This window comes from Nocardioides sp. 503 (assembly GCF_004522095.1).
GTDB lineage: Bacteria > Actinomycetota > Actinomycetes > Propionibacteriales > Nocardioidaceae > Nocardioides.
The window spans coordinates 613,828-630,252 of record NZ_SPUI01000003.1 but is presented as its reverse complement, the minus strand read 5'-3'; the positions used below and the strand labels follow the sequence as shown (position 1 = coordinate 630,252).

Genomic DNA, 16,425 nt, shown 5'->3' with positions numbered 1-16,425 from the left:
CGGATGGGACGGAGACGGCGATGGCGTACTACCGGCAGGTGGGCGAGGTGCCCCCCAAGCGGCACATCCAGTTCCGCGACCCCGAGGGTCGCCTCCGCTACGAGGAGCTGATGGGCGAGGAGGGGTTCTCCTCGGACTCTGCGCTGCTCTACCACCGAGGCGTGCCCTCCGCGATCGTGGCGAGCGAGGTCTGGGAGCTGCCCGACCAGACCACCACCCCGAACCACCCCCTCAAGCCACGCCACCTCCGGCTGCACGACGTCGAGACCACCGGGGACGCCGTCACGGGGCGGTGCCTGGTGCTCGGCAACAGCGACGTCCGGATCGGCTACGTCGTGACCGGCACCGACCCTTCCGCGCTCTACCGCAACGCCACCGGCGACGAGTGCGTCTACGTCGAGTCGGGCTCGGGCACGGTCGAGACCGTCTTCGGGGTGGTGCCCTACCGCACCGGCGACTACGTCGTCATCCCCCGCGCGACCACCCACCGATGGGTGCCCTCGGAGTCCAGCCGGCTCTACGCCATCGAGTCGAACAGCCACATCGCGCCGCCGAAGCGCTACCTCTCGCGCTACGGGCAGCTGCTCGAGCACGCGCCGTACTCCGAGCGCGACCTGCACGGCCCCACGTCGCCACACCTCGAGGAGGGCACGGATGTCGAGGTGCTGGTCAAGCACCGCGCGGGCGGCCGGGTCCTCGGCTCCCGGATGACCTACGCGACGCACCCCTTCGACGTCGTGGGCTGGGACGGGTGCCTCTACCCCTACACGTTCAACGTCGAGGACTACATGCCGATCACCGGCAAGATCCACCAGCCGCCGCCGGTGCACCAGGTCTTCGAGGGCCACCGCTTCGTGGTGTGCAACTTCCTGCCCCGCAAGGTCGACTACCACCCGCTGTCGGTGCCGGTGCCCTACTACCACTCCAACGTCGACAGCGACGAGGTCATGTTCTACGTCGGCGGCGACTACGAGGCGCGCAAGGGCTCAGGCATCGGGCTGGGCTCCATCTCGCTGCACCCCGGCGGCTACGCCCACGGGCCGCAGCCCTCCGCGATCGAGGCGTCCCTGGGCGTGGAGTTCTTCGAGGAGTCGGCTGTCATGGTCGACACGTTCGCGCCGTTGGATCTCGGCGAGGCCGCGCTGGCGTGCGAGGACCCCGCCTACGCCTGGACGTGGGCGGGTCGCTCCCTCGGTCAGGGGCGAGAGGACGGCGGAGCGGACCCCGCCGTCTTCTCGAACTCCTAGCGGCTCCCTCGGAGAGGCTCAGCCGACCTTCATCACGGTGGTGCCGCCGGCGAACTTGTCGTGCCAGCCCTGGCGCTTGACCGGGTCGCCGTTGATGCCGACGGCGATCAGGATCTCGCCGACCAGCGCGGCCAGGCCGCCGATGGCCGGGCCGACCACGGGCACGACGTAGGCGATCGGGAACGCGTTGAAGATGTTGCGGCGGATCGCCTGCTCCATCGTCGGGTTGCTGACCCCGTCGGGGCCGTAGACCCGGAGCTTGAGCACCTGCTTGCCGACCGTGGCGCCGCGCGAGGACTCCATGAAGGCGAAGTAGCCCAGGCCCAGGGCGGCGGAGACGATGCCCCAGACGATGTAGAAGAGCAGGCTGCTGCCGTCGTCGACCTCACCGGTCTGGAAGTTCACGCTCGCGTCGACGATGAGGATCGCGCCGAGCACCGTGAAGAGGATGCCGTAGACGACACCGATCAGGAGCCCGTCGATGAGGCGGGCCAGGAACCGGTCGATGAGCTCGCCGGGGCGGGGCACGCCGACGCCCGGCGGGGGCGCGCCGTAGCCGCCGGGCTGAGGGGGCGCGCCGTAGCCCGGGGCCGGGGGCGGTGCGCCGTAGCCGCCCGCGGGGGGCGGCGGCGGGGCGGCGTACCCCTCGGCCGGCGGCGGCGGGGGAGGCGGGGTCTCGCCACCGCCGCTGGGCGTCTCGGGGGGAGGGTTGTCTCCTGCGGGTCCGTAGTTCGACATCGAGGCTCCTTCGGTGGGCCCGCGCAGGGTCGGGGGTGCGCTGGGCTGAGCCTGAAACTAGCGGTTCCGGGCCCCGCCCGACAGGGTCCGGGACGACGTGTCGGGGTCGTGCTCATGGAGGCTTGTCAGGATGGGTACATGCGGAGCATGGGACGACGGGCACGAGAGACCGAGATCAACGAGGCCGACGTCGAGGTCGGTCACCGATCGAGTGCGGCCGCGGGACCGGTCGCGGTCGCGGTGGCGCTCAAGCGCGCGGTCGAGCACATGGGGGTGGTCCGCTCGGGGCGGACCCTGCTCAAGCTCAACCAGACCGACGGCTTCGACTGCCAGGGCTGTGCCTGGCCCGACCCGAGCCCGGACCACCGCCATGCCGCGGAGTTCTGCGAGAACGGCGTCAAGGCCGTGGCCGACGAGGCGACCCGTGACCTGATCGGCCGCGAGTTCTTCGCCGCGCACTCCGTGGCCGACCTGGCCGAGCACACCGACTACTGGCTCAACCAGCAGGGCCGGGTCGTCGAGCCGATGGTGCTGCGCGCCGGCGGCACCCACTACGAGCCGATCGACTGGGACGGCGCCTACGCCCTCATGGCACGTCACCTGCGGGCCATCGAGCCCGACCAGGCGATCTTCTACACCTCCGGCAAGGTGTCCAACGAGGCGGCGTACCTCTACCAGCTCTTCGTGCGCGCCTACGGCACCAACAACCTGCCCGACTGCTCCAACATGTGCCACGAGTCGACCTCGGTCGCCCTGGCCGAGTCCATCGGCATCGGCAAGGGCTCGGTGTCGCTGGACGACGTGCACAAGGCCGAGCTGATCGTGATCATGGGCCAGAACCCCGGCACCAACCACCCGCGGATGCTCTCGGCGCTCGAGATCGCCAAGCAGAACGGCGCCAAGATCATCGCCGTCAACCCGCTCAAGGAGACGGGGCTGGTGCGGTTCAAGAACCCCCAGACCGCGCGCGGGATGGTCGGCCCCGGCACCGGCCTCGCCGACCTCTACCTCCAGGTGCGCACCAACGGCGACCTCGCGCTCATGCAGGCGATCGGCGCCCTGCTGCTCGAGTGGGGGAGCGTCGACCGCGACTTCATCGAGCAGTACACCTCCGGCTTCGAGGAGTACGCCGCCGCGCTGGGCGAGCTCGACTGGGACCAGGTCCTGGAGTCCACCGGCCTCCCCCGCGAGGAGATCGAGCAGGCGGCGCGGATGTTCCAGGCGTCGTCGAAGACCATCACCTGCTGGGCGATGGGCATCACCCAGCACCACAACGCGGTGGCCACGGTGAAGGAGATCGTCAACGTCGCGTTCCTCCAGGGCAACATCGGCAAGCCCGGCGCCGGCCTGTGCCCGGTGCGCGGCCACTCCAACGTGCAGGGCGACCGCACCATGGGCATCTGGGAGCGGGTGCCCGACCACTTCCTGGACGCGCTGCAGGCCGAGTTCGGCTTCGACCCGCCGCGCGAGCACGGCCTCGACAGCGTCGCCTCGATCAAGGCCCTCAACGACGGGGACGCCAAGTTCTTCATGGGCCTCGGAGGCAACTTCGTCTCCGCCGCGCCCGACACCTCCGTCACCGAGGACGCCATGCGCTCGGCCGACCTCACCGTGCAGGTCTCGACCAAGCTGAACCGGTCCCACGTCGTCCACGGGCGCGAGGCGCTGATCCTCCCGGCGATGGGCCGCAGCGAGCGCGACCTCACCGGCGGGCGCCTGCAGAAGGTCACCGTCGAGGACTCGATGTCGGCGGTGCACACCTCGCACGGCCCGCTCAAGCCGGCCTCGCCGCACCTGCGCTCCGAGGTCGACATCGTCTGCTCGCTCGCGCTGGCCACGCTCGGTGAGTCGAGCCCGGTCCCGTGGGCGAGGTTCCGCTCCGACTACAGCGAGATCCGCCACTCCATCTCCCGCGTCGTCCCGGGATGTGCCGCCTTCGACGAGAAGTCGAGCCAGCCCGGGGGCTTCGTGCTGCCCCACCCGCCGCGCGACACCCGGACCTTCCCCACCGACGCGGGCAAGGCGATGTTCCAGGTGAGCCCGCTCGAGGTCCTGCAGATCCCCGAGGGCAAGCTCGTGCTGCAGACGATCCGCTCCCACGACCAGTTCAACACCACGATCTACGGCCTCAGCGACCGCTACCGCGGGATCGAGGGCGGCCGCCGGGTGGTCTTCCTGCACCGCGACGACATCACCTCGCTCGGCTTCGAGGAGGGCGACCTCGTCGACATCATCAGCGAGTGGAAGGACGGCTCGGTCCGCCAGGTGCCGACCTTCCGGATCGTCGCCTACGACCAGCCCCGTGGCTGCGCGGCGGCCTACTACCCCGAGGCCAACCCGCTGGTCGCGCTCGAGCACACCGCCGAGGGCAGCAACCAGCCGGCGTACAAGTCGGTGATCGTGCACCTCAAGAAGTCCGACGGGGGCCGGACGGGTGTCGTGCACACCAGCGACGCCCACTCCTACGCGAGGGGCGACGAGACCAAGCGCTACATCGAGCCGCCCCAGCTGTCCTGACCCGTCGGGCAGACTGGGGGCATGCTGGAGCTCCGTCCCAACTGCGAGTGCTGCGACCGCGACCTGCCGCCGGACTCGCCCGACGCCGTCATCTGCACGTTCGAGTGCACGTGGTGCCGTGACTGCGCCGAGACCGTGCTGCGCGGCGCCTGCCGCAACTGCGGCGGCAACCTCGTGCCGCGCCCGATCCGACCGGCCGCGCTGCTGACGACCAACCCGGCCTCGACCGTGCGGGTCGTGGCGCAGGGGTGCCGAGCATGAGCAACCTCGACGACCGGCCCGACGTCGTGACGTGCGCCGCCGAGGAGGGCGCGGGGGTGCAGCTGCTGACGCCGCGGGAGGTGCCGCTCGGCGGCCCGCGGGCCATGACCGTGCGCCGTACCCTGCCGCAGCGGGAGCGTTCGCTGGTCGGCGCCTGGTGCTTCGTCGACCACTACGGCCCCGACGACGTCGCCGACTCCGGGGGCATGTCGGTGGCGCCGCACCCCCACACCGGCCTGCAGACCGTGAGCTGGCTGTTCACCGGCGAGATCGAGCACCGCGACAGCGCCGGCAACCAGGCGATGGTCCGCCCCGGCGAGGTCAACCTGATGACCGCCGGTCACGGGATCAGCCACTCGGAGGTGTCCACCGCCGAGACCCGGACGCTGCACGGCGCCCAGCTGTGGGTGGCCCTGCCCGACGCGGCCCGCGACCAGCCGCCCGGTTTCGCCCACCACGCGCCGTCCCCGGTGTCGGGGGAGGGCTGGGAGGCGCGGGTCTTCCTGGGCTCGCTGCTGGGCGACACCTCCCCGGTGCCGACCGCGACGCCGCTGCTCGGGGCCGAGCTGCTGCTGGAGCCCGGCGCCGCGCTCGAGCTCGACGTGGACCCCTCCTACGAGCTCGCCGTGCTCGTCGACCTCGGCCGGCTCGACGTCGCAGGCACGACCGCCGAGCGCAGCGACCTCGCGTTCGTGCCGCCGGGCCAGGACCGGCTCCGGCTGGCTGCCCACGACGAGCCGGTCCGGGTGCTGCTGCTCGGCGGACCGCCGTTCGGCGAGGCCATCGTGATGTGGTGGAACTTCGTCGGGCGCAGCCACGAGGAGATCGTCGGCTTCCGCGAGCAGTGGCAGGCGCAGATCCTGGACGACGGTGGGGTCCCGGTCGACCCCGACGAGGCCGGCGGCCTCCGCGAGGGCGACGGCCGGCAGCGGGTCGTGCCCGACGGCCAGCAGGTGCGTGACGGCCGCTTCGGCGTCGTCGTCGGGGAGCACCTCGCCCCCATCCCGGCGCCGAGCCTGCCCAACGCCCGCCTGCGGGAGCGCCGCTGAGCCGTCGGCGCGGTGGCAGGATGCCGGTCATGGGACCGGTGCAGGGTGAGGACGGGGTGCTGCGGTGCCCGTGGGCCGGCGGGCCCGGGGTCATGCGCGACTACCACGACACCGAGTGGGGCGACCCCGTCGGCGGCGAGGCCGCCTACCTCGAGCGGCTGACCCTCGAGGCCTTCCAGTCCGGCCTGTCCTGGTCGACGATCCTGCACAAGCGCGAGGCCTTCCGCGAGGTCTTCCACCGCTTCGACGCCGACGCGGTCGCTGCCTTCGACGAGGGCGACGTCGAGCGGCTCATGCAGGAGCCGCGCATCGTCCGCAACCGGCTCAAGATCCAGGCGACCCTCACCAACGCCCGGGCCACGGTGGCGCTGCGCGACGACATGGGCCTGGAGGCGTTCGTCCTCGGCTTCCGTCCGGAGGTCGCGCCGTCGCCGGCGACGACCGAGGAGATGGTCACGACCTCCCCGGAGTCGGTCGCGCTCTCCAAGGCGCTGAAGAAGCGCGGCTTCGCCTTCGTCGGCCCCACCACGATGTACGCGCTGAGCGAGGCCATCGGCCTCTTCGACCCCCACCTGGTCGGCTGCCACCGCCGCGGGGCCGCGACCCGGATTCGCCCCTCCTCGAGCGCCGGACGCGACTAGGTTGCACTGCATGAACCGCATCCACGCCTTCACCGACGACGCCCTGGGAGAGCTCGACGCGGTCGGGCTGGTCGAGGCCCTGCACGCGGGGGCGGTGTCGGTGCCGGACGTGGTGGAGGCCGCGGTCGCGCGGGTGGAGCGGGTCGACCCCGACCTCAACGCGGTGGCGTTCCGTGCCTACGACCGGGCGCGGACGGAGGCCCGGGCGCCGCGGCCGGGCTACTTCGCCGGCGTGCCGACGTTCGTCAAGGACAACGTCGACGTGCAGGGGATGCCGACCCAGGCCGGCACCGACTCCTACGTCGCTCGCCCGCAGGCGGCCGACGGGGACTTCGCGCGGATGTACCTCGCGACCGGACTGGTGCCGCTGGGCAAGACCCAGCTGTCCGAGTACGGCTTCTCCGCCGCGGCGGAGCACCCCCGTCTCGGGGCGGTGCGCTCACCGTGGTCGACCGACCACGTGGCCGGGGCGTCCTCGGCCGGGTCCGCGGCGCTCGTGGCGGCCGGCGCGGTGCCGCTCGCCCACGCCAACGACGGCGGCGGCTCCATCCGCATCCCGGCCTCCGTCAACGGGCTGGTCGGCCTCAAGCCGACCCGCGACCGGTTGGCGCAGGACAAGATGGCCCGCGACATGCCGATCCGGATCGTCTCCGACGGGGTGCTGACCCGCTCCGTGCGCGACACGGCGGCGTTCCTCCGGGAGGCCGAGAAGGTCTACCGCGCGCTCCACCTGCCCCCGATCGGCGACATCACCAGGCCCGGCAAGGGTCGGCTGCGGGTCGCCCTCAACACCACGGGGATGGGGATGCCGGCCAGCCCGGAGGTGGCCGCGCTCACCGAGGACGTCGGGTCGCTGCTGGAGGACCTGGGCCACCACGTGGAGCCGGTCGAGGCGATGATGGTGCCGTCGACGTTCCCCGACGACTTCCTGCTCTACTGGTCGATGCTGGCGATGTTCCTGGTCCGCACCGGGCGCCGCACCCACGGTGCTTCCTGGGCTCCGCAGAACCTCGACAACCTCACGCTCGGACTGGACCGCCACTGCCGGCGCAACCTGCACCGGCTCCCGCGCGCGATCGCCCGGCTGCGCCGCACGAAGTCCCAGTCGGAGGTCTTCTTCCGCCGCTACGACGTCCTCCTGACGCCCACCCTGGCCACCGCGACCCCCGAGGTCGGGCACCTCGACCCCACCCAGGACTTCGACACGATCATGGGCCGGCTCCTCGACTGGGTGGCCTTCACGCCGCTGCAGAACGCCACCGGCGACCCGGCCGTCTCGCTGCCGCTCGCGAGCACCTCCGACGGGCTGCCGCTGGGCGTCATGTTCGGCGCCGGGGCCGGTCGCGAGGCGACGCTGCTGGAGCTGTCCTACGAGCTCGAGCAGGCCCGTCCGTGGGCCCGCATCCAGGCCTGAGAACGGGGCGTCGGGGCGGCGGCCGGACCGATTTCTCCTTCCGTCACCCCCCTGTGTATCGTTCTCCGTCGTTGCCCCTTTAGCTCAGTCGGCAGAGCGTCTCCATGGTAAGGAGAAGGTCTACGGTTCGATTCCGTAAAGGGGCTCTGGGTAGGCTCTGATGAGCCTGATCCCTTCCCCATGGCGGGGTAGCTCAGGTGGTTAGAGCACACGGCTCATAATCGTGGTGTCGCGGGTTCGAGTCCCGCCCCCGCTACGCAAGACGACTGAATACGACAAAGGACTTCCCGTGGCCAGCAAGAGCTCCGACGTTCGCCCCAAGATCACGCTCGCGTGCGTGGACTGCAAGGAGCGCAACTACATCACCAAGAAGAACCGCCGCAACGACCCCGACCGGTTGGAGCTGGCGAAGTTCTGCCCGCGCTGCCGCTGCCACAAGGCGCACCGCGAGACCCGCTGATCCAGACCTGCCGACCGACCCGCCGCTGACCCGCGGCGGGTCGGTCGCATTTAGCGGCGCCCCGTGCAGCGACTAGATTCGAGCCATGCCAGTCGACCAGTCCCTCGTCGGCCGGGTCTTCCCGCCGACCCCCCGTCTCGAGGTCTCCGAGGACCGGGTGCGTGAGTTCGTGGCCGCCACGGGCGGGGAGTACGCCGGCGGGCCGGCCCCCGCGACGTTCCCGATCGTCCTGGCCTTCGACGCCATGAACGCCTTCCTCGAGGCGGAGGCGATCGAGCTGCACCGCATCGTCCACGGCGCCCAGGACTTCGTCTACGAGCGCCCGGTCCTGCCCGGCGACGTGCTGAGCGCGACGCTGACCGTCGCGAGCCTGCGCCAGATCGGCGGCAACGACATCATCGGGACCACCAGCGAGATCGCCGACGCCACGGGTGCGGTCGTGTGCCGCACCTCCGCCACGCTCGTCCACCGGGGAGCCGACGCATGAGCCTCGAGACCCGCACGTTCACGATCACCCGCGCCGACCTCGTCGGCTACGCGCAGGCCAGCGGCGACCACAACCCGATCCACCAGGACGAGACGGTCGCGCTCAGCGTCGGCCTGCCCGGGGTCATCGCCCACGGCATGTACACGATGGCACTCGCGGCCCGCGCCGTCGGCGACTGGTTCCCCGGCGCCCAGGTGGTGAGCCTCGCCTGCAAGTTCACCAACCCCGTCGTCGTGCCCGCCGAGGGCGGCGTCGAGCTGGAGATCGCCGGTGAGGTCAAGGGCACCGAGGGCGACCTGACCACGGTGGCGCTCACGGTCACCAGCGGCGGCCAGAAGGTCCTGGGCATGCCCAAGGCCGTGGTCCGTGCCTGAGCTCCGCGACCTCACCACGCTGCGCCTGGGGGGGCCTGCCGGCCTCCTCGTGACCGCGACCACCGAGGCCGAGCTGGTCGAGGCGGTCTCCACCGCGGACGCCGCGGGCGAGCCCGTGCTCGTGCTCGGCGGCGGCAGCAACCTCGTGGTCGCCGACGAGGGCTTCCCGGGCGTCGTCGTCCGGGTCGCGACCCGCGGCGTGACCCCCGACGCCGAGGACGACGCCTCGTGCGGCGGCGTGCTCGTGAAGGTCGCGGCCGGGGAGTCGTGGGACGAGCTGGTCGCCACGGCCGTGGCGCGCGGCTGGGTGGGCGTCGAGGCCCTCTCGGGCATCCCGGGGGCGGTCGGGGCGACCCCGATCCAGAACGTCGGCGCCTACGGCCAGGAGGTCGCCCAGACGATCGCGTCGGTGCGGGTGTGGGACCGCACCCTGCGCGGGGTCCGGACCTTCGCCAACGCCGACTGCGGCTTCGGCTACCGCCACTCGCGCTTCAAGGCCGACCCGGGCCGCCACGTCGTGCTGGACGTGACCTTCCAGCTCGCCCAGGGGCCGCTGAGCGCCCCGGTGCGCTACGCCGAGCTCGCCCGGACGCTCGGCATCGAGGAGGGCGCCCGCGCGCCGCTGGCCGAGGTCCGCGAGGCGGTGCTGGGCCTGCGCCGGGGCAAGGGCATGGTCCTGGACGCCGCCGACCACGACACCTGGAGCGCGGGGTCCTTCTTCACCAACCCGGTGGTCGCGCCGGAGGCCGTGCCCGCCGGCGCGCCGTCGTGGCCCGCCGACGGCGGGGTCAAGACCAGCGCGGCCTGGCTGATCCAGCACGCCGGGTTCGACAAGGGCCACGGCAACGCGCGGGTCGCCCTGTCCGGCAAGCACCCGCTGGCGCTGACCAACCGCGGCGGCGCCACCACCGCCGAGCTCCTCGACCTCGCTCGCGAGGTGCGCGACGGCGTGGCGGCGGCGTACGGCATCACGCTGGTCAACGAGCCGGTGCTCGTCGGCTGCGAGCTCTGAGCCGACCCCCCACGTCCCACTGCCCGCCCGAAACTCATGCTTCCGGTACGAAGCTTCATGCCGGGAGCGTGAGTTTCACCGGGTACCCGGTGAATCTCCTCGGCGACGGCGACGGCGACGGCGTGGCGACGGCGAGGTGCGGCTCAGAGGTTGTTGTAGCTGCTGGACCAGCTGCCGACGAAGACGATGATCAGGATGACCGCCAGGACGGCCAGCGCGCTCGCGACGATGCCCATGATGAAGCCCGCGAGCGCCTGGCCCCGGTTGTTGTAGGCGCCCGGGTTGCGGTCGATCTCCCGCTTGGCGCTCCACCCGGTCCACAGGGCGAAGGGCCCCACGAGCAGGCCGGGCAGCGTGACGCAGCAGAAGGGCGTCAGCGCGAGCGAGACCAGGGCGACGATCCCCAGCACCATCGACGTCGTGGCCGTGCCCAGCGACTGGGCGTAGCTGTAGCCGGGAGCCGCCTGGCCGTAGCCCGAGAAGCCCGGCGGGACGCCGTACGGCGGCTGGCCGTATGCCGGCTGCCCGTACGGCGGCTGCCCGTAGGGCTGCTGCAGGTAGGGGTTCGGCGGGCCCGCGGGCGGGGCGTACGGCGTCGGGGTGGGCCCGCCCGCCGGCGGCGCCGGGGTCTCGGGCACCGGCGTCGTGGGCTGCCCGTACGTCGGCCACGCGGGCGACTCCGGCTGCGGCCGGTCGGTGCCCGAGGGGGAGGCGAACGGCTCGTCGTGGCGCTCGCCGTAGGGGCGGTGGGTGAACGGCTGCGTCTCGTCCGGCTCGTCGGGCCCCTGGGTGGTCACGAGGAGCATCTTCCCCGGTGCCCCTCGGGACAAACGACGGTGGTCAGGCCGCCCAGGCGTCGATGTCGCCCAGCACCGCTGCCCGCACGTCGTCCGGGGCGCGCGAGGCGCGCACCGACATCCGGGCGAGCTCCGCGAGCTGGTCGTCGCTCAGGTCGTGGGCGGCGCGCATCGTGGCGTACTGCCCGGCCAGGCGGGAGCCGAACAGCAGCGGGTCGTCGGCACCGAGCGCCACGGTGGCCCCGGCGGCGAGCAGCGTGGGCAGCGGCACCGAGGTGAGGTCGCTGTAGACGCCCAGCGCCACGTTGCTCACCGGGCAGACCTCGAGGGCCACCCCGGCCTGCACGATGCGGTCGAGCAGCTCGGGGTCCTCGGCCGCTCGCACGCCGTGACCCAGCCGGTGGGCGTGCAGGGAGTCCAGGACGGTGCGGATGCTGTCGGGTCCCAGCAGCTCGCCGCCGTGGGGCGCGAGCAGGAGCCCCGCCCGCTCGGCGATCTGGAAGGCGCCGGCGAAGTCCGCGGTGCGGCCGCGGCGCTCGTCGTTGGACAGCCCGAAGCCGACGACCCCGCGACCGGCGTACTGCCCGGCGAGCCGCGCCAGCGTGCGGGCGTCGAGCGGGTGCCGGGTCCGGTTGGCCGCGATCACGACCGCCATCCCGAGCCCGGTCAGCTCCGAGGCCTCGCGCACCGCGTCCAGGACCAGGTCGGTGAAGGCGGTGATGCCCCCGAAGCGGGCGGCGTAGCCGCTGGGGTCCACCTGGATCTCCAGCCAGCGCCCGCCGTCGCGCACGTCGTCCTCGGCGGCCTCCCGGACCAGGCGACGTACGTCGGTCTCGGTGCGCAGGACCGAGCGCGCGACGTCGTAGAGCCGCTGGAAGCGGAACCAGCCCTTCTCGTCGGCCGCGCTCAGCCGCGGCGGCCACTCCGAGACCAACGAGTCGGGCAGCGCGATCCCGTCGCGCTCCGCGAGCTCGAGCAGCGTCGCGTGCCGCATCGACCCCGTGAAGTGCAGGTGCAGGTGGGCCTTGGGAAGGGCGTGCAGGTCCCTCAAGCGAAGAGCTTCTGCAGGCGGGTGATGCCCTCGACGATGTCGTCGTCGCCGAGCGCGTAGGAGAGCCGCAGGTAGCCCGGCGATCCGAAGGCCTCGCCGGGGACGACCGCCACCTCGGCGGCGTCCAGGATGTAGGCGGCGAGGTCGGCGGAGGTCTCGACGAGCTGACCGCCGTGCTCCTTGCCGAGCAGCCCCTTGACCTGGGGGTAGGCGTAGAACGCGCCACCGGGCGTGGGGCAGACGACGCCGTCGATCTCGTTGAGCATCGCCACGATCGTCTTGCGGCGCCGGTCGAAGGCGGCCTTCATGGTGTCGACGGCCGAGAGGTCGCCCTCGAGGGCGGCGATGGCCGCCCGCTGGGCGACGTTGGCGACGTTCGAGGTGGCGTGCGACTGCAGGTTGGTCGCGGCCTTGACGAGGTCGGCCGGGCCGATCATCCAGCCGACGCGCCAGCCGGTCATGGCGTAGGTCTTGGCGACGCCGTTGACGACGACGCAGTTGTCCTGGAGGAACGGGCACAGCACGGGCATCGACCCGGTGTCCGCGCCGTCGTAGACGAGGTGCTCGTAGATCTCGTCGGTGAGCACCCACAGGTCGTGGTCCTCGACCCACTGGCCGATCGCCCGGATCTCCTCGGAGGTGTAGACCGCGCCGGTGGGGTTGGAGGGGGACACGAACAGCAGCACCTTGGTGTGCTTGGTGCGGGCCGCCTCGAGCTGCTCGACGGTCACCTTGTAGTCCTGGGTCTCGTCGGCGAGCACCTCGACGGGCACCCCGCCGGCCAGCTGGATCGCCTCGGGGTACGTCGTCCAGTAGGGCGCCGGCACGATCACCTCGTCGCCGGGGTCGATCATCGCCGCGAAGGCGGCGTAGATCGCCTGCTTGCCGCCGTTGGTGACCAGGACCTGGCTCGGCTCGACCTCCAAGCCGCTGTCGCGCCGGGTCTTGGCCACGATCGCCTTCTTCAGCTCCGGGAGACCGCCGGCAGGGGTGTAGCGGTGGTTCTTGGGGTCGCGGCAGGCGTCGACGGCGGCGTCGACGATGTAGTCGGGCGTGGGGAAGTCGGGCTCGCCGGCGCCGAAGCCGATGACGGGCCGGCCCTCGGCCTTCAGCGCCTTGGCCCGCGCATCCACCTTCAGCGTGGCCGACTCCGCGATCGCACCGATGCGGCGCGACACCCGGCGCTCGCGCGGGTTGGTGCCGACGGCGACCTCCGGGATGTCGGAGGGACTCTCGGCCGGGGTGGCGGGGGACGGGGACGTGGGCGCGTCTGACATGTCTGTCATCGTAGAGGCGTCCGCCCAGGTGTCTCACCCGAGATCCGGGGCGTGGTCGGAGTCGTTCGGCGGAGTCGTTTGGACGAGGTCAGCACCCGCACCGTAGACTCCACGTTTGGTGGTTTCCCACATGTTGTCGCGCGCCCTGATCCTGGGTCTCGCGAGTGGGGATCCTCGGAGGGCACTAGCTCAACTGGCAGAGCATCGGTCTCCAAAACCGAAGGTTGGGGGTTCAAGTCCCTCGTGCCCTGCGTAGCAGCACGACAGCAGGCAAGACCCGGCAGGACGAGAAGAGAGAGGTGAGAGCGTGTCGGACAGCAAGGCAGTCGGCGGCGGTCCCCGACCGCGCGACACCAAGACCGACAAGCGCACCAGCCTCCCGACGTTCTACCGCCAGGTCGTGGCCGAGCTCCGCAAGGTCGTCTACCCGACGCAGGAGCAGCTGGTCACGTACTTCTTCGTCGTCATGATCTTCGTGGTCTTCATGATGGCGCTGATCTCGGCGCTGGACCTCGGTCTCGGCAAGCTCGCGCTCGCCGTCTTCGACGGCCCGGACGCCTGACCCCGCCCCGGCGGCCCGTGACCTCGGTCCGGACGCGCCGGGCACCAAGACAGCACCCCGCAACTCAGCGAGCAATGTGATGGAGCAACACGTGTCGGAGCAGTACGAGCAGGTCGAGACCGAGGAGACGCCGCTGGCGGCGGACGCCGAGGCGACGCCTGACGTCGACGAGGCCACCGACGACGCGCCCGTGGACGTCGCGCCCGACGAGGCCGTCGACGACTCCGCCGTGGAGCCGTCCGAGCCCACGGACGCGCCGTCCGACGAGGACGCCGAGGGCGAGGCGGAGGCCACCGAGGACGACGAGGACGTCGACCCGCTGGAGGCCTTCCGCGCCGAGCTGTGGGCCAAGCCGGGTGACTGGTTCGTGGTCCACACCTACTCCGGCATGGAGAACCGGGTGAAGTCCAACCTGGAGAACCGCATCATCTCCTTGAACATGGAGGACTACATCCACGAGATCGTCGTCCCCATCGAGGACGTCGTGGAGATCAAGAACGGCCAGCGCCGCACCCGCACCAAGCCCTCGCTGCCCGGCTACGTCCTGGTCCGCATGGACCTCACCGACGAGTCCTGGTCGGCCGTGCGCCACACCCCGTCGGTCACCGGCTTCGTCGGCCACAGCCACCAGCCGGTGCCGCTGAGCATGTCCGAGGTCGAGAACATGCTGGCCCCGAGCGTCATCGCGCGCGCCGAGGCCGAGGCCGTCGCCGCCGGCACGCCCGCCAAGGGCGGCAGCACCACCGCCGCCAAGAAGCAGGTCGAGGTCGCGGACTTCGACATCTCCGACTCGGTCATGGTCGTGGACGGCCCCTTCGCCACGCTGCACGCGACGATCACCGAGATCAACGCCGAGTCGCAGCGCGTCAAGGCCCTCGTCGAGATCTTCGGTCGCGAGACCCCCGTCGAGCTCAGCTTCTCGCAGATCCAGCGCGTCTGACCCCTGAGCGGAGCTCAGGAGTCAGAGTCCCGCGCTGCGGTCGAGCCTGTCGAGACCACAGTCGAAGTGCAGCACGAGCAACACCAAGACCGCAGTTTTGCCATTCACCGCGGACAGCGGAGAATGGTCCGGCTGCTCAGAACAGCAAGTGGCAGAGGGCGCCGGACGTCCTCGTCATGACCACAGAACAGGAAGAGAACAGAACAGATGCCTCCCAAGAAGAAGATCGCTGCGCTGGTCAAGGTGCAGCTGCAGGCCGGTGCCGCCACCCCGGCCCCGCCCGTCGGTACCGCCCTCGGTCCCCACGGCGTCAACATCATGGACTTCTGCAAGGCGTACAACGCCCAGACCGAGGCCATGCGCGGCAACGTCATCCCCGTCGAGATCACCATCTACGAGGACCGGTCCTTCACCTTCATCACGAAGACCCCGCCGGCCGCCGAGCTGATCAAGAAGGCCGCCGGCCTGAAGAAGGGCTCCGGCGTCCCGCACAAGGAGAAGGTCGGCAAGCTCAGCAAGGACCAGATCCGCGAGATCGCGCAGACCAAGCTGCCCGACCTCAACGCCAACGACCTGGACGCCGCGATGAAGATCGTCGAGGGCACCGCTCGCTCCATGGGCGTCACCACCGACTGACAGCCCTGACCGGGCCCGCGAGGGCCCGCCCCAGGCACCATCCCGCACCTGTGGCAGAGCCGCGCTGGCTCACCTGACCACGACTGGCACCGAAAGAATCGAGAGAACCAGACATGCAGCGCAGCAAGACCTACCGCGCGGCGGCAGACACGTTCGACAAGGACGAGCTGTACAGCCCGCTTTCCGCGATCAAGATCGCCAAGTCCTCCAGCAAGAAGAAGTTCGACGAGACCGTCGACGTCGTCATGCGTCTCGGCGTGGACCCCCGCAAGGCCGACCAGATGGTCCGCGGCACGGTCAACCTCCCCCACGGCACCGGCAAGACCGCCCGCGTCCTGGTCTTCGCCAACGGCGACAAGGCCGAGGCCGCCCGTGAGGCCGGCGCCGACGTCGTCGGTGGCGACGAGCTGATCGAGAAGGTCAACGGCGGCTGGCTCGAGTTCGACGCCGTCGTCGCGACCCCCGACATGATGGGCAAGGTCGGCCGCCTCGGCCGCGTGCTCGGCCCCCGCGGCCTCATGCCGAACCCGAAGACCGGCACCGTGACGCCCGACCCGGCCAAGGCCGTGACGGACATCAAGGGCGGCAAGATCGAGTTCCGCGTCGACCGCCACGCCAACCTGCACTTCATCATCGGCAAGGCGTCGTTCGACGAGGCCCAGCTGGCCGAGAACTACGCCGCCGCCCTCGAGGAGGTGCTGCGGCTCAAGCCGGCCAGCTCCAAGGGCCGCTACCTGCGCAAGGTCACGGTCTCCACGACCATGGGCCCCGGCGTCCAGGTCGACCCCAACCGCACGCGCAACGTCGCCGCGGAGGAGGAGGGCCCGGCCTGAGGCCACCCTCCCGACGAACGCCGGACGGCCGTCACCCCCCAGGGGTGGCGGCCGTCCGCCATTTCCCCGCGCCGGTGGTCGAGCAGCGACGAGCGCCAGCGAGGAGCGCCAGTCGAGACCCGGTGACCC

General features: G+C 71.5%; 18 protein-coding genes and 3 tRNA genes. 17 read left to right on the top strand and 4 right to left on the bottom strand.

Features of this window, described 5'->3' with window-relative positions:
• The first annotated feature begins 20 nt into the window (after positions 1-20).
• Positions 21-1,247, top strand: a complete 1,227-nt coding sequence (locus E4622_RS10350) for a homogentisate 1,2-dioxygenase domain-containing protein (RefSeq protein ID WP_134740109.1) — start codon at positions 21-23, stop codon at positions 1,245-1,247.
• A gap of 18 nt (positions 1,248-1,265) precedes the next feature.
• Here E4622_RS10350 and E4622_RS10345 read toward each other — a convergent pair whose 3' ends face one another.
• A complete protein-coding gene (locus E4622_RS10345) occupies positions 1,266-1,985 on the bottom strand; it encodes an RDD family protein (RefSeq protein WP_134740108.1) in 720 nt (239 codons plus the stop codon).
• A gap of 138 nt (positions 1,986-2,123) precedes the next feature.
• On the opposite strand from E4622_RS10345, the gene E4622_RS10340 reads away from it, so the two are divergent.
• The 11 genes from E4622_RS10340 to E4622_RS10290 all read left to right on the top strand — a co-directional run bounded on the left by E4622_RS10340 (position 2,124) and on the right by E4622_RS10290 (position 10,200).
• The gene (locus E4622_RS10340) at positions 2,124-4,502 is read left to right on the top strand and encodes an FdhF/YdeP family oxidoreductase (RefSeq protein WP_245155974.1); all 2,379 of its coding nucleotides are present in this window, start codon (positions 2,124-2,126) and stop codon (positions 4,500-4,502) included.
• Between the two features lie 21 nt (positions 4,503-4,523).
• Positions 4,524-4,763 carry a DUF1272 domain-containing protein gene (locus E4622_RS10335; protein ID WP_134740107.1) on the top strand — a complete coding sequence of 80 codons (240 nt, stop codon included), beginning with the start codon at positions 4,524-4,526 and terminating at the stop codon, positions 4,761-4,763.
• Positions 4,760-5,812 carry a pirin family protein gene (locus E4622_RS10330; RefSeq protein ID WP_134740106.1) on the top strand — a complete coding sequence of 351 codons (1,053 nt, stop codon included), beginning with the start codon at positions 4,760-4,762 and terminating at the stop codon, positions 5,810-5,812. Before E4622_RS10335 ends, E4622_RS10330 begins: the two co-directional genes overlap by 4 nt.
• 29 nt (positions 5,813-5,841) lie before the next feature.
• The gene (locus E4622_RS10325; protein ID WP_134740105.1) at positions 5,842-6,453 is read left to right on the top strand and encodes a DNA-3-methyladenine glycosylase I; all 612 of its coding nucleotides are present in this window, start codon (positions 5,842-5,844) and stop codon (positions 6,451-6,453) included.
• Positions 6,454-6,463: 10 nt separating this feature from the next.
• Positions 6,464-7,867, top strand: a complete 1,404-nt coding sequence (locus E4622_RS10320) for an amidase (protein ID WP_134740104.1) — start codon at positions 6,464-6,466, stop codon at positions 7,865-7,867.
• A 73-nt stretch (positions 7,868-7,940) separates the two neighbouring features.
• Positions 7,941-8,013 (top strand) — tRNA-Thr (locus tag E4622_RS10315).
• A gap of 36 nt (positions 8,014-8,049) precedes the next feature.
• Positions 8,050-8,123, top strand: a tRNA-Met gene (locus tag E4622_RS10310).
• Positions 8,124-8,156: 33 nt separating this feature from the next.
• Entirely contained in the window at positions 8,157-8,327 is a 171-nt protein-coding gene (gene rpmG, locus E4622_RS10305; protein ID WP_134740103.1) for a 50S ribosomal protein L33, read from the top strand.
• 85 nt (positions 8,328-8,412) lie between these two features.
• Positions 8,413-8,814, top strand: a complete 402-nt coding sequence (locus E4622_RS10300) for a MaoC family dehydratase N-terminal domain-containing protein (protein WP_134740102.1) — start codon at positions 8,413-8,415, stop codon at positions 8,812-8,814.
• On the top strand, positions 8,811-9,188 hold the full coding sequence (locus E4622_RS10295; RefSeq protein ID WP_134740101.1) for a MaoC/PaaZ C-terminal domain-containing protein: 378 nt from the start codon (positions 8,811-8,813) through the stop codon (positions 9,186-9,188). The genes E4622_RS10300 and E4622_RS10295 overlap by 4 nt, the downstream gene beginning before the upstream one ends.
• Positions 9,181-10,200 (top strand): UDP-N-acetylmuramate dehydrogenase, encoded by a 1,020-nt coding sequence (locus tag E4622_RS10290; RefSeq protein WP_134740100.1) that lies wholly within the window; start codon positions 9,181-9,183, stop codon positions 10,198-10,200. The genes E4622_RS10295 and E4622_RS10290 overlap by 8 nt, the downstream gene beginning before the upstream one ends.
• 143 nt (positions 10,201-10,343) lie before the next feature.
• Here the strand turns inward: E4622_RS10290 and E4622_RS10285 are convergent, their stop codons facing one another.
• From E4622_RS10285 to E4622_RS10275, 3 genes are read right to left on the bottom strand one after another with little or no spacing between them, the layout of a single operon-like run.
• Positions 10,344-10,997 (bottom strand): DUF4190 domain-containing protein, encoded by a 654-nt coding sequence (locus tag E4622_RS10285; protein ID WP_134740099.1) that lies wholly within the window; start codon positions 10,995-10,997, stop codon positions 10,344-10,346.
• Between the two features lie 43 nt (positions 10,998-11,040).
• Positions 11,041-12,048 (bottom strand): adenosine deaminase, encoded by a 1,008-nt coding sequence (locus E4622_RS10280; protein ID WP_134740098.1) that lies wholly within the window; start codon positions 12,046-12,048, stop codon positions 11,041-11,043.
• Positions 12,045-13,325, bottom strand: coding sequence for a pyridoxal phosphate-dependent aminotransferase (locus E4622_RS10275; protein WP_134740097.1), 1,281 nt, complete (start codon positions 13,323-13,325; stop codon positions 12,045-12,047). Before E4622_RS10275 ends, E4622_RS10280 begins: the two co-directional genes overlap by 4 nt.
• Positions 13,326-13,503: 178 nt before the next feature.
• On the opposite strand from E4622_RS10275, the gene E4622_RS10270 reads away from it, so the two are divergent.
• The 5 genes from E4622_RS10270 to rplA all read left to right on the top strand — a co-directional run bounded on the left by E4622_RS10270 (position 13,504) and on the right by rplA (position 16,296).
• Positions 13,504-13,576: transfer RNA gene (locus tag E4622_RS10270), tRNA-Trp, on the top strand.
• Positions 13,577-13,632: 56 nt separating this feature from the next.
• The gene (gene secE / locus E4622_RS10265) at positions 13,633-13,887 is read left to right on the top strand and encodes a preprotein translocase subunit SecE (protein ID WP_134740096.1); all 255 of its coding nucleotides are present in this window, start codon (positions 13,633-13,635) and stop codon (positions 13,885-13,887) included.
• Positions 13,888-13,966: 79 nt separating this feature from the next.
• Positions 13,967-14,827 carry a transcription termination/antitermination protein NusG gene (gene nusG / locus E4622_RS10260; protein WP_134740095.1) on the top strand — a complete coding sequence of 287 codons (861 nt, stop codon included), beginning with the start codon at positions 13,967-13,969 and terminating at the stop codon, positions 14,825-14,827.
• A gap of 207 nt (positions 14,828-15,034) precedes the next feature.
• Positions 15,035-15,463: a 50S ribosomal protein L11 gene (rplK, locus tag E4622_RS10255; protein WP_134740094.1), complete on the top strand. Its 429-nt coding sequence runs from the start codon at positions 15,035-15,037 to the stop codon at positions 15,461-15,463.
• Positions 15,464-15,576: 113 nt separating this feature from the next.
• Positions 15,577-16,296 carry a 50S ribosomal protein L1 gene (gene rplA, locus E4622_RS10250; RefSeq protein WP_134740093.1) on the top strand — a complete coding sequence of 240 codons (720 nt, stop codon included), beginning with the start codon at positions 15,577-15,579 and terminating at the stop codon, positions 16,294-16,296.
• Positions 16,297-16,425 lie beyond the last annotated feature (129 nt).